This is a genomic window from Rothia sp. HMSC078H08 (assembly GCF_001808955.1).
In the GTDB taxonomy this organism is placed as follows: domain Bacteria; phylum Actinomycetota; class Actinomycetes; order Actinomycetales; family Micrococcaceae; genus Rothia.
In genome coordinates, this window is sequence record NZ_KV795255.1 from 32,974 (window position 1) to 55,692 (window position 22,719).

Annotated in this window: 15 protein-coding genes and 1 tRNA gene; 9 read left to right on the forward strand and 7 right to left on the reverse strand. The window is 59.4% G+C overall.

Features of this window, described 5'->3' with window-relative positions:
• Positions 1 to 129: 129 nt before the first annotated feature.
• Positions 130 to 333, reverse strand: coding sequence for a DUF4177 domain-containing protein (locus HMPREF2528_RS05100; RefSeq protein ID WP_005504647.1), 204 nt, complete (start codon positions 331 to 333; stop codon positions 130 to 132).
• Between the two features lie 166 nt (positions 334 to 499).
• On the opposite strand from HMPREF2528_RS05100, the gene HMPREF2528_RS05105 reads away from it, so the two are divergent.
• From HMPREF2528_RS05105 to HMPREF2528_RS05125, 5 genes are all read left to right on the forward strand, one after another.
• Positions 500 to 2,644 carry a transglycosylase domain-containing protein gene (locus HMPREF2528_RS05105; RefSeq protein WP_070542879.1) on the forward strand — a complete coding sequence of 715 codons (2,145 nt, stop codon included), beginning with the start codon at positions 500 to 502 and terminating at the stop codon, positions 2,642 to 2,644.
• Between the two features lie 40 nt (positions 2,645 to 2,684).
• Complete coding sequence (locus HMPREF2528_RS05110) at positions 2,685 to 3,698, forward strand: metallophosphoesterase (protein ID WP_070542883.1); 1,014 nt, start codon at positions 2,685 to 2,687, stop codon at positions 3,696 to 3,698.
• Complete coding sequence (locus HMPREF2528_RS05115; protein WP_070542886.1) at positions 3,698 to 5,734, forward strand: ABC transporter ATP-binding protein; 2,037 nt, start codon at positions 3,698 to 3,700, stop codon at positions 5,732 to 5,734. Before HMPREF2528_RS05110 ends, HMPREF2528_RS05115 begins: the two co-directional genes overlap by 1 nt.
• Entirely contained in the window at positions 5,734 to 7,608 is a 1,875-nt protein-coding gene (locus tag HMPREF2528_RS05120) for an ABC transporter ATP-binding protein (RefSeq protein WP_070542890.1), read from the forward strand. The genes HMPREF2528_RS05115 and HMPREF2528_RS05120 overlap by 1 nt, the downstream gene beginning before the upstream one ends.
• Before the next feature lie 110 nt (positions 7,609 to 7,718).
• A tRNA-Pro gene (locus HMPREF2528_RS05125) sits at positions 7,719 to 7,792 on the forward strand.
• Positions 7,793 to 7,932: 140 nt separating this feature from the next.
• On the opposite strand, the gene HMPREF2528_RS05130 is transcribed toward HMPREF2528_RS05125, so the two are convergent.
• Complete coding sequence (locus tag HMPREF2528_RS05130) at positions 7,933 to 9,066, reverse strand: hypothetical protein (protein ID WP_070542893.1); 1,134 nt, start codon at positions 9,064 to 9,066, stop codon at positions 7,933 to 7,935.
• Between the two features lie 364 nt (positions 9,067 to 9,430).
• Between HMPREF2528_RS05130 and HMPREF2528_RS05135 the strand changes: the two genes are divergently transcribed.
• Together HMPREF2528_RS05135 and HMPREF2528_RS05140 are read left to right on the forward strand one after the other, a co-directional pair.
• Complete coding sequence (locus HMPREF2528_RS05135) at positions 9,431 to 10,933, forward strand: cation:proton antiporter (protein ID WP_070542896.1); 1,503 nt, start codon at positions 9,431 to 9,433, stop codon at positions 10,931 to 10,933.
• 597 nt (positions 10,934 to 11,530) lie between these two features.
• Complete coding sequence (locus tag HMPREF2528_RS05140) at positions 11,531 to 13,090, forward strand: molybdopterin-dependent oxidoreductase (RefSeq protein ID WP_070542899.1); 1,560 nt, start codon at positions 11,531 to 11,533, stop codon at positions 13,088 to 13,090.
• Between the two features lie 230 nt (positions 13,091 to 13,320).
• Here HMPREF2528_RS05140 and HMPREF2528_RS05145 read toward each other — a convergent pair whose 3' ends face one another.
• From HMPREF2528_RS05145 to HMPREF2528_RS05155, 3 genes are read right to left on the reverse strand one after another with little or no spacing between them, the layout of a single operon-like run.
• Entirely contained in the window at positions 13,321 to 13,965 is a 645-nt protein-coding gene (locus HMPREF2528_RS05145) for a LutC/YkgG family protein (protein WP_012902909.1), read from the reverse strand.
• Positions 13,965 to 15,602, reverse strand: coding sequence for a LutB/LldF family L-lactate oxidation iron-sulfur protein (locus HMPREF2528_RS05150; RefSeq protein ID WP_049353896.1), 1,638 nt, complete (start codon positions 15,600 to 15,602; stop codon positions 13,965 to 13,967). Before HMPREF2528_RS05150 ends, HMPREF2528_RS05145 begins: the two co-directional genes overlap by 1 nt.
• 16 nt (positions 15,603 to 15,618) lie before the next feature.
• A complete protein-coding gene (locus HMPREF2528_RS05155) occupies positions 15,619 to 16,413 on the reverse strand; it encodes a (Fe-S)-binding protein (RefSeq protein ID WP_005504630.1) in 795 nt (264 codons plus the stop codon).
• 844 nt (positions 16,414 to 17,257) lie between these two features.
• Here HMPREF2528_RS05155 and HMPREF2528_RS05160 point away from each other — a divergent pair.
• Together HMPREF2528_RS05160 and HMPREF2528_RS05165 are read left to right on the forward strand one after the other, a co-directional pair.
• Positions 17,258 to 18,931, forward strand: a complete 1,674-nt coding sequence (locus tag HMPREF2528_RS05160; RefSeq protein ID WP_070542902.1) for an L-lactate permease — start codon at positions 17,258 to 17,260, stop codon at positions 18,929 to 18,931.
• Between the two features lie 221 nt (positions 18,932 to 19,152).
• Entirely contained in the window at positions 19,153 to 20,001 is an 849-nt protein-coding gene (locus HMPREF2528_RS05165) for a FadR/GntR family transcriptional regulator (protein ID WP_070542905.1), read from the forward strand.
• 118 nt (positions 20,002 to 20,119) lie between these two features.
• Here the strand turns inward: HMPREF2528_RS05165 and HMPREF2528_RS05170 are convergent, their stop codons facing one another.
• Together HMPREF2528_RS05170 and purD are read right to left on the reverse strand one after the other, a co-directional pair.
• Positions 20,120 to 21,046 carry a phosphoribosylaminoimidazolesuccinocarboxamide synthase gene (locus tag HMPREF2528_RS05170; protein WP_070542908.1) on the reverse strand — a complete coding sequence of 309 codons (927 nt, stop codon included), beginning with the start codon at positions 21,044 to 21,046 and terminating at the stop codon, positions 20,120 to 20,122.
• Between the two features lie 267 nt (positions 21,047 to 21,313).
• On the reverse strand, positions 21,314 to 22,597 hold the full coding sequence (gene purD / locus HMPREF2528_RS05175; RefSeq protein ID WP_070542912.1) for a phosphoribosylamine--glycine ligase: 1,284 nt from the start codon (positions 22,595 to 22,597) through the stop codon (positions 21,314 to 21,316).
• Positions 22,598 to 22,719: the final 122 nt, after the last annotated feature.

Below are 22,719 nucleotides of genomic sequence, written 5' to 3' on the forward strand. Positions count from 1 at the left end.
GTAAATCTAAACGCTACTGATATTCAGGCAGCTGTTAAATGGCTAACCGGCGGTCTTCCTCATCTATTCCCGCGCTCCCCTAGTTATAGGAGGGCCGGGATAGCGAGGTGACCGCCGGGTACGCTGCTCTTAGTCAGCCTTCTCGCGCTTAAAGTAGGCGATGGGGTTGCCCTGAGTCGGAGCGACCATGTTCGATGCGGGGGTTGCACCGGCAGGTGCGGAGGCACCGGGCAGCACGGTGACGAGCTCCCAGCCATCTTCACCCCAGTTATCGAGGATTGCCTTGGTCGTGTGGATCATCAGCGGTACAGTTGCGTATTCCCATTTCTTCATACCCTCTAGCCTAGCTTTCAGGGTCGAATAAGTAAAAGGGATTCACTATGGTTTCGGTCAATGTCCGGGGCTTTTTGGGGCTTTATTCTCAGCGCTGAGGCGCCCACCTCCCTGTGGGGTGCCGACCCGGACTTCCTCTCACAGCTTCATGGGATAAACTGAATGAATGGCTTCATCTAAGAAAACCCGTGCGCGTCGCCGCCCGGGAGATTTTTTGCAGTTCCTCGCGTTCAGCGTGATTGCCGGTTTCCTTGCGGCAATTATTGTCGTACCCCCTGCCGTGAGCTTGGGTATGGTCACGAACGCGTCGATGTCATGGTTCCAGGACCTTCCTGACGACATTGCCGATGGCATCTCCTCCCGTCCTTCTACTATTTACGCTGCTGACGGCAAGACCGAAATCGCGACCTTCTTCGAAGAGAACCGTGAACCGGTCAAGCTGGATCAGATTTCTCAGCACATGAAGAACGCTATCGTCTCGGTGGAGGACCGTGACTTCTACAATCACGGTGCTGTCTCCGCTATCGGTATCGGTCGTGCGTTCCTGAACAACATCATTAACTCCAACAGCGGCCGCCGTCAGGGTGCATCCACCCTGACCCAGCAGTACGTTAACAACCTCATTGTTGACTCCGCTGTGGCTCGTGGTGAGGACGCTACCGCAACCCTGAACGGTAACAAGACCTACGCCGCAAAGATTCGCGAGATGAAGCTTGCGATTTCTATGGAGCAGAACAAGTCCAAGGACGAAATCCTTGAAGGCTACCTGAACATCGTGAACCTTGGTGGTTCGAACTACGGTGTTGAGGCTGCTGCACAGTACTACTGGGGTATTTCCGCTAAGGACCTGAACGTGGCACAGTCCGCCCTTCTTGCCGGTCTGGTGCAGGCACCGAACGTGTACGACCCGACCGTGAACCCCGAACTCGCCCGTGAACGCCGCGACATCGTTCTGGGCACCATGCTCCGCGACGGCAAGATTTCCGACAAGGAATACAGCGACGCCATCGCCAGCGACATTAAGCTCAACGTCCACACCAAGTCCCAGGGTTGCTCCCTGGCAGGCGACAAGGCGTTCTTCTGCCGTTATGTGGTCAACTACCTGCTGCAGGATGAGTCCCTCGGCGCAACCGCTGAGCTGCGTAACACCGCTATCAAGCGTGGCGGCCTGAAGATCGTGACCACCCTCAACCCCGAGGCTCAGACCGCGGCTAAGCAGGCAGTTGACTCCACCCAGCCCGCAGCAACCAACTGGAACGACGTGAACTCCGCCCTGACCAGTGTTGAGCCCGGTACCGGTCGCGTCATCGCGATGGCACAGAACACCGAGCTCGGTAGCCCCGCAGACGCAAACGACCACTCCAAGACCGAGTACAACTACAACGTTGATAGCGCCTACGGTGGTACCCGCGGCTTCCAGCCCGGTTCGACGTTCAAACCGATTATTCTGGCTCAGTGGCTCATCAGCGGCCGCGGCGCTAACGCTACCGTGAACGGTACCCAGCTGTTCTGGCCCACCAGCTTCGGTTGGAACGCCAAGTGCTACGACGGCGGTAAGTACTACTACACCGGTCAGCCGAACGGCTGGTCCTATAAGAACGCAGTCAACGGCGGTCTGACCTACGGTACCGCTGCGTACGGTATTCGCCAGTCGTTGAACTCGTACCTGTACGGCATGCTCTCCCAGATTGACCTGTGCGATGTGCACGACCTGTCCATCAAGATGCACGCCCTGGACGGTACCGGCGAACCGCTGCACAGCATCCCCGACCTGGGTACCAACATTGGTGGTACCAAGTACGGTATCTCCCCGCTGACCAGCGCATCCATGTACGCTATCTTCGCTTCTGAGGGTAAGTACTGCACCCCGCGCCCGATTGAGAAGATCACCAAGACCAACGGTGAAACCATGAAGGAATACCAGAACCAGTGCGAGCAGGTCCTGGATCCGGACATCGCGAACGGTGTCAGCTGGGTTCTGAAGGGCGTTATCCAGCCTGGCGGTTCCGCTTCTCAGCGCGGTATTGGTCTTCCGAACGGTTCGGCTGCGAAGACCGGTACGAACGATAACTCCTCCCAGACCTGGCAGGTTGGCTACACTCGTGGCCTGTCCACCGCGTCTTGGGTTGGTTCTAACAACCTCGGCTTCCGCTCCCTGAACGGTGTGGGTATTAACGGTCGAGTCCTCGAGTACGTCGATGGTGCAACCTATGCGGGTGCACAGTGGCAGTCGTTCATGAAGACGATCGCACCGAAGTACAACACGAAGGACTTCACCACCCCCAGCGATAAGATTCTGTCGTACAGCTAGAATCACAGCTCATCAGCTGAAGCCTGAAAGGCGATTGATAATGTGTGAAAACGCAGTCAACGCCCGCGTCCCCGTGGCGGTCCCCGGCGCACGCGGCTCCTCCCCGCTCCTGAAGAAGGTAGCGGGGGCGGTAGCCGCCACTGCAGCCTTGGGGGCCGCCACGGCGGCGTATGGGCACTTTATTGAGCTGAACAATTTTCAGCTCCGCACCGAGTCCCTGCCGGTGTTGCCCGCCGGTAGCCCTGACTTTAGGATTCTGCATATTTCGGATATGCACATGATTCCGGGCCAGCAGAAGAAGATTGACTTCATGCACTCGCTGGCTGCCCTGGAGCCGGATTTGGTGATGAACACGGGTGATAACCTCTCCCACGTGGACGGTATGGGCCCACTGCTGGAGGCACTCGACCCGCTCATGGACTTCCCCGGCGTGTTTGTGCCCGGCTCGAATTGCTATTTCGCGCCGGTTTTCAAGAACCCGGCACGTTACCTGTGGCAGCCGCGCACCCCGCAGATGATTGAGGAAGGCTCGCGCGTAGCCCTGCCCATTGAGCGGATGCACGACGCCTTCGAGTCGCGCGGCTGGACGGGCCTGGTCAACCGCTACGATACGCTGAACCTTAAGGGTCTGCGTCTGGAATTCTCCGGCGTGGATGACCCGCACCTGCGTTACGATGAGCACCCCGGGTTCGCCCCCGGTGCCTTCGATGAGGGTGAGGAGCCGAGCGTCCGTATCGGCGTGGCGCACGCCCCCTATATGCGTACCCTGCACCGCTTCGTGCAGGACGGTGCGCAGGCTATTTTTGCCGGTCATACGCACGGCGGTCAGGTCTGCCTACCCGGCGGTCACGCCCTGGTCAGCAATTGCGATTTGCCGCCTTCGCGTGCGAAGGGTGTCAGTGAGCAGTCCGGTATTCCGGTTCAGGTTTCTGCCGGTTTGGGCACCTCTCGTTTTGCGCCGGTCCGTCTGTTCTGCCCGCCGGAGGCAATCCTGGTGACCCTCACGGCTCGCGATAAGGGTGAGGCCGACGCTTCGAAAGGTGGCCGCCGCTAATGTCTGAGGCTTCTACAGCACGCACGACTAAGCGCCGCCGTAACCCCTTCTTGGAGACGGCGAGCGAACCGACCCCCGCCCCGATCGACTACGCGCACGGTCAGCGTGCCCCGCACACCCTCGCCGCGTATGCGCGTCCGATTCGTGTGCGCTGGGGCGTGGGTCTGCTCGTGGCGTTCGGTGCCGGTGCCCTTGAGATTTCCATCCCGCAGGTACTGCAGATTATTGTGGATCATCTCTCGCAGAGCACCACCGAGAGCGCCATCTGGATTGCCGGCGGCCTGGTGCTTCTGCTGGGTATTGCGCATGCCTCCTTCATGTATTGGAGGCGCTGGCTGATTGTGGACCCGACCTCCACGATTGAGCTGTCCATGCGCATGAATTTCTTTGACCGCCTGCTCAGCGCCCCGCTTTCTCTGCTGGATCGTTGGCCCTCCGGTCAGTTGCTGACCCGCTCCATGAGCGATCTGGGGACGATTCGCCGTTGGTTGTCTTTCGGTATCGTTCAGATGCTGACTGTTGCGGTGATGTTCCTGGTCGGTGGCTTCTTCATGCTGCGTTCTTCGCCGTCTCTGGCGCTGGTGTTCGTGGTGACCGTGCCTATTCTGGTGCTGTCGCTGGTGAACTTCACCCGCAAGTACTACCGCGCTTCACATGAGATTCAGCAGATGACGGGCGACCTCTCCACCCGTATTGAGGAGTCGGTGCGCGGCATCCGCGTGATTAAGGCGCTGGGCCGCTCCCCCGAGCAGATTCAGGAATATTCCGAGTCGGTGGACGCCCTGCAGGTGCGCGAGTACGGCAGGTCGATGCTGGTGGCTCGTGTTGCCCTGTACCAGGGCCTGATCGTGGGTGTCTCTACGGCGGTGGCGCTGGCTGTGGGCGCTTCGCAGGTTGCGGCAGGCACCTTGAGCCTGGGTGCGATGACCGCCTACTTTGCGGTGCAGACGACCGTGCTCAGCCACGTGACGCGCTCGACCGCGCTGATGTCTGCCTATTTGAGCTATAAGGTGGCGTTGGAACGCCACAACGAGGTCATGGACGAGCCCGGCTTTGAGGCGGTGCCGCTGGTTCGTGGCTCCGCGGCTGTGTCTGGGCCCGAGCATCCGCAGGGTGCTTCTGATTCGTCAACAGTAGCTGGAGTATCTGCCGAGGGCGGCTCCGGGAAGGAAACTATGCACCCCAGCGGTGGCGCAGTATCTGTCACTTTCGATCACGTTCAGTTCAGCTACGACGCTATCAAGGCGCCGGCGGAGGCTACCACTGAGGCGAATTCTGAAGTTGCTTCTGAGACGAAGGCACCCGAGGTTTCCGTGCTGAAGGACGTAAACTTCAAGGTCTTCCCTGGCGAGATTCTGGCGCTGGTGGGCGCAACCGGTAGCGGCAAGTCCACCGCGCTCTCGCTGGTTCCGCGTTTCTACGAGCCGACCTCCGGTTCCCTGCGTTTCGGCACCCGTGATACCGCCGACATGTCTATTGAGGAGGTGCGCGCCCAGACCGCGTTCGTCTTTGAGGAGGCGGTGCTCTTCTCCGGCACGGTCCGTGAGAATGTGCTGATGGGCGTTGCCGAGCAGTACGAGCGCGGCACCGAGGATGAGGACTACCCGAGCCAGGAAGAGCTGGAGGCGACCCTGAACACCGCGTTGCAGCTGGCTGCCTGCGATTTCGTGGCGGAGCTGCCGCAGGGGCTGGACACGATTATCGGTGAGGAGGGTCTGAGCCTTTCAGGTGGCCAGCGTCAGCGTCTGTCGTTGGCGCGCGCTTTGGCGAAGCGCCCCTCCGTGCTGCTGCTGGATGACCCGTTCTCGGCGCTGGATGTGAACACCGAGGAGCGTATTATTACCGGTCTGCGTGAAGGCTTGGAGGGCCTGGGCGGCGCCACGACCCTGCTGACGGCGCACCGCCCCTCCACGGTGGCTCTGGCGGACCGTGTGCTGCTGATGGTTGATGGTGCTGTGGTCGCCGAGGGCACTCACGCTGAGCTGATGGACTCTTCGGAGCAGTACCGTCAGCTGATGACGATGGAGGAGGGCTAATGGCCCATCATCGTCCGGCGGAGCCGCGGGATCAGATGAGCCCGCAAGAGCGCGCGGAGACCCGTGAACGCTCGATGGCTCTGCTGCGCCAGATGTTGCGCCCGCACCGTGGGGCGTTGGCTCTGTCGATTATTTCGGTGCTTTTGGTGTCGGGTTCCTCAGCGGTTGCGCCGATTCTGATTGCCCGCGTCCTGGATAGTTCCATTGAGCCGCTCAGGCAGGGTGATGCCTCTCCCCTGTTGACCCTGCTGGTGTTCTTTGTGGTGGCTACCGCGGTGACCGCGATCTTCTCATGGGTCAACGTGGCGTACACGGTGCGCGTGTCGCTGGGCGTGGTGGTGTACCTGCGTAAGCGGGTGTTCCGTCACGCGCAGTCGCTGAGCGTGTCGTTCCATGAGCGGTACACCTCGGGCAAGGTCATTTCGCGTCTGACTAGCGATATTGATACGATCCGCAGCTTCTTGGACAGCGGCATCAGCCAGTTGGCGATTACTTTGCTGTCCATGGTGATTTCTGCGGTCGCTATTTTCCTTCTGGATTGGCGTATTGGCCTGTTCATGCTGGTCATGGGCGTGCCGATTTACTTCTTGACGCGCTGGTTCCAGAAGACGGCGGTGCCGGTTTTCCGTACGATGCGTACCGAGTCTGCGCATTTGACGAGCCGTTTTGTGGAGACTTTTACGGGTATCCGCGCGGTGAAGGCGTTTGGTGCGGAGGCGCAGATGCGTTCTGAGTACGCTCAGGCGTCGGAGCGTTACCGCCTTGCGGTGATGGATTCCATTAAGATTTTCGGCATCTATTCGCCCGTGCTGATGCTTTTGGGCAATGTGTTTATTGCCGGTGCGCTGGTGCTGGGTGGTTATGCGGTGCTGGGCGGCACCATGCAGATCGGTACCCTGCTGGCGCTGGTGATTTACGCGAACCGTGTGTTTGAGCCGGTCATGCAGCTCTCTGAGTTCTACAACATGTTCCAGTCGGCGATGTCAGCGCTGGAGAAGCTGTCGTCGTTCTTGGCTGAGGAGCCGGAGGTTGCTGAGCCGGAGCATCCGCATGAGCGGGCTGTAGAGTCTGTAGCTGAATCTGCTACTGGCGTTACTGAGGGCGCGTCCGGCACGGTTCAGGGCGCTCTGGTGGAGCTGGATTCGGCGGTCTTTGGGTACACCTCGGATCGTCACGCGCTGAAGGAGACGAGCCTGCGCATTGAGCCGGGTACGACCGTGGCGCTGGTGGGTGCTACGGGTGCCGGTAAGTCGACGATCGCTAAGCTGGTGGCTCGTTTCTACGATGTTTCAGCCGGTCAGGTGCGTATTGACGGCGTGGATGTTCGCCAGCTGGCAGATGCTCAGCTGCGCCGTGAGGTGCTCATGCTGACCCAGGAGGTGTTCCTGTTCTCCGCGTCGATTCTGGAGAATATCCGCATGGGTAACCCACAGGCGTCCGATGAGCAGGTGAAGGCTGCCGCGAAGGCGGTGGGTGCTGACGCGTTCATTGAGCGTCTGCGTGACGGCTACGAGTCACAGCTGGGCCGTGGCGGTATTACCCTGTCGGCGGGTCAGCGTCAGCTGGTGTCCTTTGCTCGTGTGTTCTTGGCGAATCCGCGGGTGCTAATTCTGGATGAGGCGACGGCTTCGCTGGACATTCCGAGTGAGCGTGCGGTGCAGGCGGCGCTGCGAACTATTTTGGCGGGGCGTACGGCGCTGGTGATTGCGCATCGCCTCTCGACGGTTCTGGGTGCTGATCGTGTGCTGGTGATTCATGAGGGCTCCGTAATGGAGGATGGCTCCCCGCAGCAACTGATTGCCTCCGGCGGTCGTTTTGCGGCGATGTACGCCTCCTGGGATGAGCTGAATCAGGTTCAGGAGACTGAAGCCTAGAAGCTTTATCTGCCCCTCCTCCGAGCGGTGGTGTGCCGCTGTGTTGCGTTCTGAATTTTTTTGGGTTATCCTAGGTGAGTTGCCTACGGTATTCACTGATAGGTCAACATCGGGATGTGGCGCAGCTTGGTAGCGCGCGTCGTTCGGGACGACGAGGTCGCAGGTTCAAATCCTGTCATCCCGACAGATAGCCCCGGTCCTCTGGACCGGGGCTTTGTCGTACCCGCAGTATTTCTGTTGCAGATGTTGAGCACATAGAGGCGACCCCCTACCCGCGCAGGAACTCGGGCGAGGGGGTCGCTTTCGTATCGAGCTCAGTTCCGTTTAGCCGCGCCCGGAGATGAGGGCGAGAATCGCCTCCAGAGGGCCGCGTCCGGCAATGGAGCGTGCCATGCGTGACCAGAGGGTGCAGAAGCCCAGGGCGATAACAGCGCCGAGTAGCAGGAAGGCGCTCCAGTACACGGCGGTGCCCCAGCCTCCGGTGGCGACGTAGTGCTCGCCGACGGTGAATGCCTTGATGGTGGGTCCGGCGTAGATGATGATTCCGCTCAGCACAATGGAGGCGCTCAGCGACATCTGGCCCAGGCGGGCGATGGGGGTGAGCATTCCCGCCTGTGCGGAGAGCAGGCGCGCGCATTCGGCCCAGAAGTAGAGGGTTGCCGCGAGGTTTAGGGTTAGCAGCACCTGCGGGCTGTTGAGGAAGCCGAGCTCGGTGTAGGGGTTGAAGGTGCGGTAGACGGCGAGCGCTAGCACGGCGAGTACTACGGGGATTGCGAGCTTTGCCTGCAGGTTGTCGTAGAGGCGCACGAGCACGATGCCCAGGCACAGGACCCAGATGAGCTGTGCACTCTGAGCGTGGTTGACGCCGTGGCTTGCCAGGAACGGCAGCTGCACGGCGGTCCACTGGTCGGCCCGAGCGGCTACGTCCATGAGGAGGGTGTAGGTCCAGGTGATGAAGGGGCTGGTGACCACCGCTAGCACTGCGATTGCCCACAGGGGCAGGTGCACGACGAGCAGGGTGAGCAGGGTCAGTAGCGCCAGGTGCACGAGCATGTCGAAGGGCAGAGAGTATGCGAAGCCCTGCGCCGGTACGGTCACGCCAGCTTGCGGCAGGTAGGTGATGCCCTGCATGAGTGCCACGCCCAGCAGAAGCAGCGCAAGGAATCGCACGATGGTTCCGGCGAAGAGTTGTGGGAAGTTCGCGGTGCGTGCGTAGCGCCAGGCGGCTGCGCCCAGGATCGCGGCGAAGAGCGGTTCAGCGGGTACGAGGGTCTGCGGGATCCAGAACGTCCAGGACACCGGGATCAGCTGCAGCCAGTATCCGAAGGGGATGAGCAGGCTGAGCACGGCGAAGGCGCGGGCTAGGTCGAGCCCGAGGTCGCGTCGGGTTCCTCCGAGGGAGGCGGCGCGTGCCCCGCTGCTGACGGTGGGGATGGGTTGAGTGCGCCCTGCTGCCATGTCCTCGCTCCTTGTAGTGCCGTGTTTGAGAGTCTGTGCACCCTGCCGGTGGTGTGTGCCCTGCCAGGGTATCTGCCGCATCCGGTGGTGTGTGTCGGATGCTCTGGCATAGGTGTTAAGTGTAACGGTGGAAGCTGTGTCTGCTCGGGTGGTGGCGCGGAGGTTTTGCTCTCATACTGCCTCTCTGTCGGCTGCTGGCTGGAGCTTCTTGCCCTATTGGTGAGTGCTGTTCAAGTGTTGTTGCACGAGGTTAGGTGTGTACCATTGGTACGTTCTTAAAGGTGGAGCAACCCCGCGGGAGCATGATTTCGCTCCTTTTACTGTCCCAAACGCGCCCCACCTGCACACACCACGTTGAGGTTTTATGTTTTCGACTTTTTCCCCGCTTTTCTTGACGGATTTGGGGGCGTCTGGTGCTCTTCTTGCCTCGGGTACGACCCTCTCGGAAGGGTCGAGCCACGATAGCGGCCAGTTTGTGTCCATTTTCTGGATTACGTTGGTTGCGTTGCTTTCCCCGATTCTTTCCCGCGTGACGGGTAAGAAGATTCCGGATGTGGTCTTCCTGCTCATTTTTGGTCTGCTCATTGGCCCGAATATGTTCAATCTTGCCAGCAGTGAGGGCGGCATCCCGCTGCTGAAGGAGCTTGGTCTGGGCATGCTCTTTTTGATTGCGGGCTTTGAGATTAACGTGTCCTCGCTGCGTAGCCGCCAGGGTTATAGCGCTATTGCCACGTGGTTTGTGTGTTTTGCCTTGGGTATGGCGGGTGCGGCGGTGATTACGTCGTTCTCGCGTGAGCTGAATACGTATGTTGCGGTGGGTGTGGCGCTGAGTTCTACGGCTCTGGGTACGCTGCTGCCGATGTTGAAGTCTCATGGTGCCGCCGGTACGCCGGTGGGTAATGCGGTGCTGGTGCACGGCGCTGTGGGTGAGCTGCTGCCGATTTTCGCTATTTCGCTGTTGTTGTCGTCGCGTTCGCCGGGTATGGCGTTTGTGGTGCTGCTGGCGTTTATGGTGGTTGCGGTGATTACGGCGTTGATTCCGCACCGCCTGTTTGCGCATGTGCCGGGTCTGCGTCAGATTATGGCTGCGGAGGCGAACACTACCGGTCAGACGGTTCTGCGTCTTGCGATGTTCCTGCTGGCGACCCTGATCATGTGCACCGCACTCTTCGATTTGGATGCGGTGCTGGGCGCGTTCGCGGCGGGCCTGATTCTGCGTACCCTGACCCCTCCGGCGGCTCTGCACATGATGACTCGCCGCCTTGAGGTGGTTGGTTTTACGTTCATGATTCCGCTGTTCTTTGTGGTCAGCGGTATGGGTATTGATGTCTCTGCCGTGGTGGCTAAGCCTTTGGGTCTGCTTGCCGTGGTGGTGGGTATTCTGCTGTGCCGTGGTGTTCCGGTGCTTTTGGCGGAGCATTTCTTCGATACCCGTTCGGGGTTGACCACTCGCGCGCAGAAGGCGCAGTTGGCGTTGTATTCGGCTGCGGGTCTGCCGATTATTGTGGCGGTGACGGAGGTTGCGACCAGTTCGGGTCTTCTGGAGGAGTCCACGGCGTCGCTGCTGGTTGCCGGTGGCGCGCTGACGGTTCTACTGTTCCCGCTGTGGGCGTTGGGTATTCGTCAGGCGTTTGGTTCTGCTGGACCGTCTCAGCAGGCGCCGAGCCGTAAGGAACAGATGAATGCTCTGAAGGCTCAGCGTAATGCTCAGACGAAGCTGACTACGGGTATGATTCCGGTGGTTCGTTTGAAGTCTCAGGCTGAATCTGATTCTGTCGAGGTTGAGGTTGCTTCCTGTACTGCGTCTCGGGATGCGGCAAAGAAGCGCAGGGGCTCTGTAGAGAATACGGATGCTGCGCAGAAGTAGCTGCGGCTATGTGGTGGTTCGATCTTTCATGGAATGAACTAGTTTGGACAGGTACCCCGCATACAGTCACAGCAACCTTATGTGGGATTACCTTAATAAAAACCACATAATAACAGGTAGCTACGCTATTCAATTTCACAAGGCATCCCACATATAGGCTCAAAACTCGCCACGCCCTCATCGTAGGGTGTGGCGAGTTTTTGCATCTGAATCTCCTTATAAATCAGGGGGAGGAGGCAAAAAATCCTTAAATTCGGATTTTTTATGCAAATATTACAGAAGATGACGTGTCTTAGCTTTCGCGACTGACACTTTGTCCTATAAAATTGAAAGCACACAGGGTATTTCCCTAAAACACACATAAACCAACATACATGCACAGAGCCGCTTCCGCCCCAGCGGGAGCTGGTGTACCTCCCCATTCACACACGGGAGGCGCCCCTTTCGGGAGTATCCGCGACGATACCCCGGCGGCTCCCAACCACGGAGGAGGATTATATGGGTCAGAAAGGTAATTATTTCTAACCTCACATCTCAAGGCCTCGCACTGAATCCTAACGATTGTCTGCACACACAGTCATTTCCGAAGGAAAAATCATGCACCAACTACTCCTCACCGCGAGCACTGGTGGCGTAGAGCTAGACTTCCCGTCATGGCTCCGAATTACGCACTTCATCAACTTCATTATGATGGGCTTCCTGATTCGTTCAGGTTGGGAAGTTCTCGCCTCTCACCCCCGTCTGTACTGGAACAACCAATGCACCCCGGGTTCCGAGTGGCTCAAGTTCACCAAGGACAAGGTTTCGACTGTCCCCGGTGAGTTCACTGCCCGCGACGACCAGCGTCGACTGTCGCCGCTTATCTCCCTACCCGGTAACGGCCAGATTGGTCTCGGCCGTGCATGGCACGCTCTAGTTACTTTTATCTGGATTGCTAACGGTCTCGTCTACGTCTCCTTGCTATTCCTGACCGGCCAGTGGCGCCGCATCGTCCCGACCAGCTGGGACATCATCCCGCAGGCGTGGGAATCCATCCAGATTTACGCTGGCTTCCAGATTCCCTCCATTGAGCATTTCCAGCCGTACGACGCTCTGCAGCAGATTATGTACTTCACCGTGGTGTTCATTGTGGCACCGCTGATGATTGCAACCGGCCCGATTATGAGCCCGGCATTCTGCGGCCGCTTCCCCGGCTACGTGCGCCTCTTCCGTAACCGCCAGACCGCACGTTCCATCCACTTCCTGGGCATGGCGTTCTACTGCGTCTTCACCGTCATTCACGTGGCGCTGGTGTTCGTGGTTCACCCCCAGTACAACATCGCCCACATGATGCTGAACAAGCCCTACAACGAGGTCGACGCAGCACAGTTCGCTCAGGCAGTCACCATGCTCATTGGCGGCATTGTCTTCGCTGTGGCTCTGTGGATTTTCGCTTCGTACTGGTCCCTGCGCGACCTGCGATTCACCCAGACCTTCATTTGGGGTCTGACCCAGCCGATTCGTAACGTCCTGCTGGACCGTATCACCTCCCGTCAGGTGCAGAAGAAGACCTTCACCGATGCCGACATCTCGCCCTTCCACTGGGTTAACACTCGCCCGCCGACAGAGCGTGAGAGCACCGAGTGGAACCGCCTGAAGGAGCACGAGTTCGTTGACTACCGCCTCGAGCTGGGCGGCCTGGTGAAGGAATCCAAGTCCCTGAGCATTGACGAGCTCAAGCAGCTGGGCAAGGAAGTCAACATCACCATGCACACCTGCATGCAGGGTTGGACCGGCATCGCCAAGTGGGAGGGCGTGCGCCTGCGCGACGTTCTCGCACTGGTCGAGAAGACCGACGAGGCTCGCTACGTTATGGTGACCTCCTTCGGCCACGTGGGCCACACCTACGACGGCCGCCCGACCGAACCTTACTACGAGTGCCTGGACATCTCCATGGCAATGGAGGATGAGACCATCCTGGCATGGGGCATGAACGACAAGCCCCTGCCGGATGTGTACGGTGGCCCGCTGCGTCTGCGTGCGGACTCCATGCACGGCTACAAGATGGTCAAGTGGGTTCAGAAGATCGAGTGGATCAAGGACTACCATGATGTTGGCGACGGCCAGGGCGGTAGCCGCGAGGACTCCGGTCTGCAGCACTTCGACGCACGCGCCTAAGCACCCTTACGGGGCGCTACGACGCTAACCGTCGATACACCACCCTATAAAGCGCTGAACATATAAAGCACAGAACGGTGGCGGGAAACATGGGCCCGCCACCGTTCGCGTATCTTCTCCGCCGCTCTCTAGCTCTGAAAGATGCAGAAGCCGCGAGGGCATAAAGAAACCGCCCGGGAGCCTTAGCTCTCGGGCGGTTTCTTTAGAGGTTTGCCTTCTGGCGCTGCACCTTAAGCGTCGTAGATGATGACGTCCAGGGTACGGGGGCCGTGCACGCCCTCCACGCGGATCAGCTCGATATCACTGGTTGCCGACGGACCGGAAATCATGGTCACAGGGCGGGTGTAGGTGATACGCTCGATCGACTCGGGAACCAGCTCCACCACGGTGGAACGGGGAACCACGCAGATGTGGTGGTCGGGCACCAGGGTGATGGCGCGGCGACCCTCATCGGGGTTGGTGTTCAAGAAGATCGTGCCGGTCTCTGCGCAGGAGACGGTCGAACCGGTCACCACAGCGTCAACTGCGTCCAGTTCCTTCAGGCTCAGGCAGCCGGGTTTGAGGGTGCTACCGGAGTCGGTGACGCGCTTGCGGTCAGCGGTGTCAGCCGGTAGCCACTCCATGTTCAGGCCCTCGGGAACCACGTAGGTGGACTTTTCACCCAGTCGCTCTGCGATGACCTTGGAGATGTTCTCCTTGTTCGCGTGGAACACGTTTGCCTTGTAGTCAATGAGGCGGTCGACGAGCATCTCAATGGTCTGCTCTTCGTTCAGCTCGCTGACGCGGCGGTAGTTACGTACGGGCTCGGGGGCGACGGGTGCGTCAGCCAGGGACGAGCGGATACGTGCGAGGATATCTTCCTTAGCAGAGGACATTAGTTGTTCTCCTTAGCTTCACGGGCTGCCTGGGCGTCCATAGCTGCCTTGGCGTTTGCTGCCGCCTCAGCGACCTTACCCTTGTTTGCCTCGATGAGGGCCTGAATGTCAACGCGCTCAGCGTTATCGCGTGCCGGAGCCTGACCCTTCTCCTTCTTCCACCAGTTGCGGAAAGATTCCTTGGGGGGCTCGGGGATGTCGCGGTAAGCGGTCCAGCCGCTGACGATACCGGGAACAGCGGTGATCTTGTGCTTGCGGCCGCTGATAAGGCGGGACATGGGCAGACCACGCTCTGCAATCGACATCATCTTGCCGGAGGTGAAGAGCTTCTTCGCACCAAGCATCATGCCGTCCATCTGCGAGAAGGGAGCCTTCTTGTTGCCCTCGAACTCGCGGACAGCGTGCTGGGACTCAACATCCTTAGCGCGCAGATGCACGAGGACCTCAGGGAAGTTAATCTTCACGGGGCAAACTTCGTAGCAAGCGCCACAGAGAGAGGATGCGTACGGCAGGGAGTTGTTCTCTGCAGCCTCGATACCGGAGAGCTGCGGGGACAGAATCGCGCCGATGGGGCCCGGGTAGGTGGAGCCGTAGGCGTGACCGCCTGCGCGCTCGTACACGGGGCACACGTTCATGCAAGCGGAGCAGCGGATGCAACGCAGTGCCTGGCGACCCAGCTCGTCGGACAGAACGGCGGTACGGCCGTTGTCGATGAGGATGACGTGCATGTTCTGCGGGCCGTCACCGGGGGTCACACCGGTCCACATGGAGGTGTAGGGGTTCATGCGCTCACCGGTGGAGGAACGGGGCAGCAGCTGCAGGAATGCCTCGTAGTCCTGGAAGGTGGGCAGAATCTTCTCAATACCCATGAAGGTAATGAGGGTGTCGGGCAGGGTCAGGCACATACGGCCGTTACCTTCGGACTCCACGATGGTCAGGGTACCGGTCTCAGCAATACCGAAGTTGGTGCCGGAGACTGCCACGGTGGTGTTCAGGAACTTGTTACGCAGACGGTTACGCGATGCCTCTGCCAGTTCTGCCGGCTCATCGGTGATGTCCGGGTTAATACCCTCAATTTCGCGCAGGAAGATGTCGCGGATTTCGCGGCGGTTGCGGTGAATTGCGGGCACCAGAATGTGGGAGGGGCGGTCGTGGCCGAGCTGGACGATTTCTTCCGCGAGGTCGGTCTCAATAGCGTTGATGCCGTTTTCCTCGAGGAATTCGTTCAGGCCGGTCTCTGCGGTTGCCATGGACTTAATCTTGATGATTTCGTCCACGCCCTGCTCGCGAATCAGGTCCAGAGCAATCTGGTTCGCCTCGGTGGCGTTGCGTGCCCAGTGCACGTGGCCGCCTGCGGCGGTGAAGTTACGCTCGAACTGTTCGAGCAGCTCGGGCAGGTTCGCCAGAACGTAGTTCTTGACGGACTCACCGGTGTTACGCAGGTCCTGCCAGTCGGGCACCTCTGCGGTGACGCGTGCGCGCTTGTTACGGATCGCGTGGGTCACGAAGCGCAGGTTGGCGCGTAGCTGCTCGTTCTTGAGCTCTTCCTTCGCGTACTTGGGGAAGGGGGTTTCTTCGAAAATGTTGCCCTCGCCGTAGTGAACGACCTTGGGCATACCAAGCTGAATAGCGGTCATGAGGTCTTATCTTTCCTTAGCCGATCGAGAGCTCAACACGCTCGGAGTTAATCTTGAGCGGGTTTTCCTTGGTGGATGCGAGGATCTCAGCGAAGTGGATGGTCTGAACGTCCGAGCCGCGACGCATCAGCGCACCGCCGATGTTCATCAGGCAGGAGCAGTCGCCGCCGGTGCAGACGGAAGCACCGGTTGCTTCAACGTTGTCTGCCTTGTCGTTGACCATTGCGCCGGAGACGTCAGCGTTCTTGAAGGAGAAGGTACCACCGAAGCCGCAGCACTGGTCCATGCCCTCGAGCTGGGTGTACTTGATGCCTTCGACGGTGCGGACCAGGTCCTGCTGGCGGGTGCCCAGGCCGAGCATACGCATACCGTGGCAGGAGCTGTGGTAGGTGACGTGCTCGGGGAAGTAGGAGCCGAGCTGCTCGGCAGCGTTGGTGATGCCCAGGATGTCGATTAGCAGCTGGGAAAGCTCGAAGGTGCGGGAAGCAATCTGCTCTGCCTTCAGAGCCAGCGCTTCGTCGCCGCGGCTACGTGCGACCATTGCCTGCTGGTGACGCAGGGAAGCAACGCAGGAGCCGGAGGGTGCAACAGCTACGTCCCAGTCCCAGGAGTCGAAAGCTTCAACGTGGTTCTTGATGACTTCGTAACCGTCATCGAAGTAGCCGGAGTTGACGTGCATCTGAGAGCAGCAGGTCTGGTTCGGGGGGAAGACAACCTCGTGGCCCAGGCGCTCAAGAATTTCGACGGTGGCGCGTGCTACGCGGGGGTACATGCCGTCAACGATGCACGTGGAGAAGAGTGCAATGCGCATGACTTGTCCGTCCTTTCCTCTGTGTTCAGAGTTTCTCGGTCTCACCGCCTGCGTCTGGGGCAGGCGGGGCACAGTCCGAACAAGTTCGGTCTTCCAAAGAAGCGACTCAGATGTATTGAGTCGGGGAAGCTGGGCCGGATGGTTCCGGCTAATGTGCGCGCCCCAAGTGGAGGTGGGATGCGGTGGGATCAGAAACCGTGGTGATGTCTTTTATCTTTCTAGCCATTTAACACCGTTGGGCGGCTTTTCTCTAGTTGGAATAGCACATACTTTCCTTGTTAAATAACCGGTTAGGTCGACCTGACCTTAAGGTATATTTCCCTACCTTCCGGTACATGTGACCTCATCTCCCATACACCCCCCGTAAGACCCCTATATTCTTTTCGCAGATTGAACATTTATCAAACACACAGAAGTGGACCATAAACCCCCTAGAAATCCGCCGTTCTGAAGATTTTATGGTTGTTTTATGGGGCTTTTCCTTTTTAAAACAACATTCTTTTCGGGTATATGCGTCCAAATGAAGACTCTCCCCTGGGTAAACCAATGACCCATACACCCAACTCGTGATGTATCTGAAAATATTCGAGTTTCAGAACCTGGAATTAACTATCAGAACCGCAATATTTCGGCAGTTTCACTGGAAGCGAGCCCAGGTTCCGGTCGCCTTCCACAAAAATGAGTCAGGTCACTTTTGGTGAAACACCACATTATCCGGTACTCTTCTAAACATGCGATCAATGGTCTGACCACATCCCCGCATGGGAAACAATGACCCGTTCCCCAGCGGGATTATCTATGGTCTGACCACACACAAGACACACCCTGAACCAAAGGAGTTCCAGTGGAAACTTATACCGCTGTAACCAATGCAGTGGGAGGTAGCCTCGGCCTCAGCGCACTCGTGGCAACCATTCCCCTCCTCACCTTCTTTGTGATGCTACTGGGCGTTAAGGCACGCGCTCACTGGTCCGCACTCGTGGCACTGGCAGCATCCATCCTCGTAGCAGTCCTGGGCTTCCACATGCCCGCTGACCTCGCCGGTCTGAGCGCCGTCCGCGGTGGCATCTACGGCCTGGTCATCTGCTGGGTTATCCTCGGTGCAATCTGGTTCTACCAGCTCACCGTTCTCTCCGGCCGCTTTGAAGACCTGCGCCGCGTCTTCGACCGCCTCGGCGGCGGCGACCTGCGCATCCAGGCTATCCTCATCGCATTCTGCTTCGGCGGTCTGCTCGAGGCACTGGCTGGCTTCGGCGCTCCCGTTGCAATTACCGCAACCATGATTCTCGCCCTGGGCGTTAAGCCCCTCAAGGCTGCTATTACCGTTCTGCTCGCTAACACCGCACCCGTGGCATTCGGCGCAGTTGCTGTCCCGATTACCACCGCAGCTGACGTCGGCGGCAAGGACGCACACGTTATCGCAACCATCGTTGGTCACCAGGCTCCGTTCCTGGCAATGCTCGTTCCGCTCATCCTGCTCGTCATCCTCGACGGTATGAAGGGCCTGAAGGACGCTTGGCTGCCCGCACTGATCATCGGTGTTTCCTTCGCAATTACCCAGTGGGTCACCGCTGCTACCCCCGCGTTCAACCTGACCGACGTTGTTGCTTGCATCGTCTCCATGGGTGTTGCTGTTATCTTCCTGCAGTTCTGGAAGCCGCGCGGCGTCGAGGGCGTTCGTGAACGCTACGGCCTGCCCGCACAGGCTGAAGAGAAGGAAGCTCTGCCCGCCGTTCGCGTCTGGATGGCACTGCTGCCCTACGTCATCGTTGTCGCGATCTTCGGTGTTGCTAACCTGCACGCTGGCCTGAAGGCATGGCTGAAGAGCTTCGTCATCAAGATTGATATCCAGGCTCTGAGCTCCCGCCTCGTCACCGCTGACGGCAAGCCCGTCAAGGACGCTGTCTACAACTTCGCGTGGATGTCCAACCCCGGCACCCTGCTGATCATTTCCGGTCTGGTTGTTGCTGTGGTCTACTTCTTCTTCAACGAGAAGGGCCGCTACGCCTTCAAGTTCCCGGCGATCTTCACCGAATTCGGTTCCGTTGTCTACCGCATGCGCTGGTCCATCCTGACCATTGCTTCGGTTCTGGCACTGGCATACGTCATGAACTTCTCCGGTCAGACCATTGCTATGGGTACCTTCCTGGCAGGCCTGGGCACCGTCTACGCGTTCCTCGCACCGGCTCTGGGCTGGATCGGTACCGCTGTGACCGGTTCGGACACCAGCGCGAACGCACTGTTCTCCAAGCTGCAGGTGTCTGCTGCTGAGAACCTGCAGCACGCAGGTATCCACGGCGCAACCCCCGAGCTCATGCTGGCTGCTAACACCACCGGTGGTGTGGTCGGTAAGATGATCTCCCCGCAGTCGCTGGCTATTGCTGCTACCTCCGTGGACATGGAAGGCAAGGAATCCGACATCCTCAAGGCTGTCCTCCCCTGGTCCTTCGCTATGCTCCTGTTCGTCTGCGTCCTGGTCTTCCTGCAGACCAACGTGCTGTCCTTCATGATTCCCTAATCTGAAGCTCAGGTTTTAGAGAGTTCCTGAAGCATCCGCTTCACGAACAGTAGGACATTCGCCCCGGTTTGACCGGAGGCCACAGCGGGGCGGCGTACCTTTCCGGTATCGCCGCCCCGCTTTTTATGCCCCTTATGACTCGATAGGTTGCCCCAATAGTTTGGGAGAACATGCTGAGTCGAGACTTCTTTTCGTTATCCGCCTCGTTATCAGGAGAGAGTATGCCTCGTTCTTTTGACGACACCCAGCCTGCAGAGGCGCCCCCTGTGGTTGAGCGCCAGCCGATTCTGGCGGACCGCAGCTACAGCATCATTCTGGAGACCTTTGAGCGGCGCCTGCGCCTGGGTGAGTTGCGTGTGGGCGATAAGCTCCCCTCCGAGCGTGAGCTGGCGGCACGGCACGGTATCTCCCGCCCCTCGGTCCGTGAGGGTTTGAGGGTTCTGAACGCGCTGGGTCTGATTCGTTCCAGCACGGGTTCGGGACCGAAGTCGGGCGCGATTATCATTTCTGAGCCGTCGGATGCGCTCAGCTGGGCGCTGCGCATGCACATTGCGACCCGTAGCCTGCCGGTGAAGGACGTTGTCTCAACCCGCTTGCTGCTGGAGGGCCCTGCGGCGCGTGCGGCAGCTGCCGCGCCGGACACTCCGGAGCGTGCGGCGGCGCTGGAGCGGGCGCGCGTGCATCTGGCAGAGATGGATGAGCAGATCAGCGATGAGCGCTTCCACTTCTGCGATACGCGTTTTCACTATGAGCTGTCGAAGCTCGGCGGCAATATTGTGCTTGATACGGTTATTGACTCTCTGCACATGGCGACGATGAGCTATGTGCAGGAGGCAGTTCCTTTCTTGAAGGATTGGGAGGCGGTCAAGCGCACGTTGCAGCAGCAGCATTACGGCATTATTGAGGCGATTACCTCTCACGATGAGCAGGCGGCCTATGAGCGGGTGTGCGAGCACATTACGTGGTTTTATTCGCTGTCTGACCGTGCTGCGGAAGAGCGGGCGCGGCAGCATCCGGCGCGGGATATTCTGCACGAGGATTTGTGCCACGAGAACATTCACGCCGGCTAGGATGTGCCACTCAACCTCATAACCCCACATAGCTAAAGGGCGGTGCCCCGGAAGAATGACCTTCCGGGGCACCGCCCTTTAGCTATCTCAAAGACTTATTCGGTCCGAAATATTGAGTTTAGAACTTCGTGCCGGTCAGACGCTCATACGCCTCAACGTAACGGGCACGAGTCTTCTCCACAACCTCCTCAGGCAGGTGCGGCACGTTATCCGAACCGTCCCAACCCGCTTCCGGGGAACGCAGCCAGTCACGCACATACTGCTTATCGAAGCTCGGCTGTGCACGACCCGGCTCGTACTGGGTCGCATCCCAGAAACGCGAAGAGTCCGGGGTCAGCACCTCATCACCCAGGGTGATTTCGCCGCGGTACGAATCGGTACCGAACTCCATCTTGGTATCCGCCAGAATAATGCCCTGCTCGCGAGCAATCTTCTCGGCAGTGGTGTACAGGCTCAGGCTCAGCTCCTCCAGGCGCTCACCCACCGGCTGACCCACCTCAGCGTACAGCTCCTCACGGGTCACCAGCTCATCATGCTCACCCACCTCAGCCTTACCGGTCGGAGTGAAAATCGGGGTGTTCAGGCGGGAACCATCCACCAGACCCGCAGGCAACTTTACACCAGCAATCTCACCGGTCTCGTTATACGCCGCCAAGCCCGAACCAGTCAGGTAACCGCGCACAATGCACTCCACCGGGAACATGTTCAGCGAACGGCAAATCATCGCGCGACCAGCCACAACATCCGGAACATCAGTGGACAGCACGTGGTTCGGAACCTGCTTGAGCTGCTCAAACCACCACAGGGACATCTGAGTCAGAATCTTGCCCTTATCCGGGATCTCGGTGGGCAGAATACGGTCAAAAGCGCTAATACGGTCCGAGGCAACAACCATGACCGAACCGGCACGCAGCTCAGCGTCATCATTGACGGTCAAGCCGGTAGCATCAAAACGTTCCTCATTCGGAACATACAGGTCGCGGACCTTACCGGAATAAATGTGAGTCCAGCCCGGGATTTCCACGGGGTTAGAACGAGAAGTCATGAGAATTTCTCCTGATGAGGTGGTGTGATGTGGATGCAAAAAGTCTGTGTAATTACAATACCGCGACAGGCACGGCTCCCGATAGTGCCATCAGTCACCGATACGGCACAATCTTGTGAGCCCAACCTGCCCCGGTCGCCGCCGACAGTACCCCGAGCTGAGGAAATGAACCCGGGAAAAGCTGAGGCGGCACAAAGCTAAGAAGCGAGTGGCAAAGAAGCGACCGGCTCCCCCACCCTCAAGCGGGGAAGCCGGTCACCTTAGGTTTTAGCCGCGCGGGGCGGGAATCTGGATGCGATTCTCCACAGCCTTCAGCGCGATATCGGTGCGGTACTGCGCGCCAGCCCAAGAGATAGCGCGAACACCCTCGTAGGCGGCGGCGCGGGCAGCGCCCAGGTTCTCACCGAGCGCCACAACAGCCAGCACACGACCGCCAGCGGTGTGAATCTCTTCGCCGGAAACCACGGTACCCGCGTGAATCACGTGCACGCCCTCCAGAGCGTTCGCCTCGTCCAGACCTGAGATGACGTCACCCTTGCGGGGAGTGTCCGGGTAGTTCTCAGCAGCCATGACCACGTCCACTGCGGTGCGGGGATCCCAATCCAGCTCGGTACCCTCAGAAATTTCACCGCGAGCAGCCGCACGCAGCAGCTGACCCAGCGGGGTGCGCAGACGCGCCAGAACCGCCTGGGTTTCCGGGTCGCCAAAGCGGGCGTTGAACTCGATAACGCGCACGCCGCGGCTGGTCACAGCCAGGCCGCAGAAGAGCACACCCACGAACGGGGTGCCGCGCTCAGCCATACGAGCCACGGTCGGGCGGGCAACCTTCTCCACGACCTCCTGCACGAAGCCCTCGGGCAGCCAGGGAAGCGGGGTGTAGGCGCCCATACCGCCGGTATTCGGGCCCTCATCGTTGTCAAAAATGCGCTTGAAGTCCTGAGCCGGGGACAGCGGCAGAACGTTCTTACCGTCAGAGATGACGAAGAGGGACACCTCGGGGCCGTCCAGGAACTCTTCGATGACCACGGTACCGCCAGCGTTGAAGCAAGCCTGAGCGTGCTCCAGTGCTGCGGTGCGGTCCTCGGTCACCACAACGCCCTTACCTGCTGCCAGGCCGTCGTCCTTCACCACATAGGGTGCACCGAACTCGTCCAGTGCCGCCTGCGCCTCAGCGGCGTTCGTTGCCACGTAAGCGCGGGCAGTCGGCACGGAAGCCTCTTCCATGACCTGCTTAGCGAAAGCCTTAGAACCCTCCAGCTGTGCAGCAGCTGCGGAGGGGCCGAAAACATCAAAACCCGCCTCACGCAGCGCGTCAGAAACACCGGCGACCAGGGGCGCCTCCGGGCCAATAACGACCAGGTCGGCGTTCAGTTCGCATGCCAGGGCGGTTGCCTGAGCGGGATCATTTGCGTCAATTGCGTGGACGGGAACATCCTGGGCAATGCCGGCGTTGCCGGGGGCGCTGTGCACCTCAGTTACCTCAGGGTCGCGCAGAAGCGCTCGGATAATTGCATGTTCGCGGCCGCCGGGGCCCAGTACCAAAACCTTCATAGTATTTAGGGTACCCGGTACCCTCTCAAAAATGTGAGCTGAGCACACTAAAAATGCGGCCCTTCTCATGTAGCGGCACATTCGCAAGAATGCACGCTAGAGAAGAGCCGCACAGCGCGGTA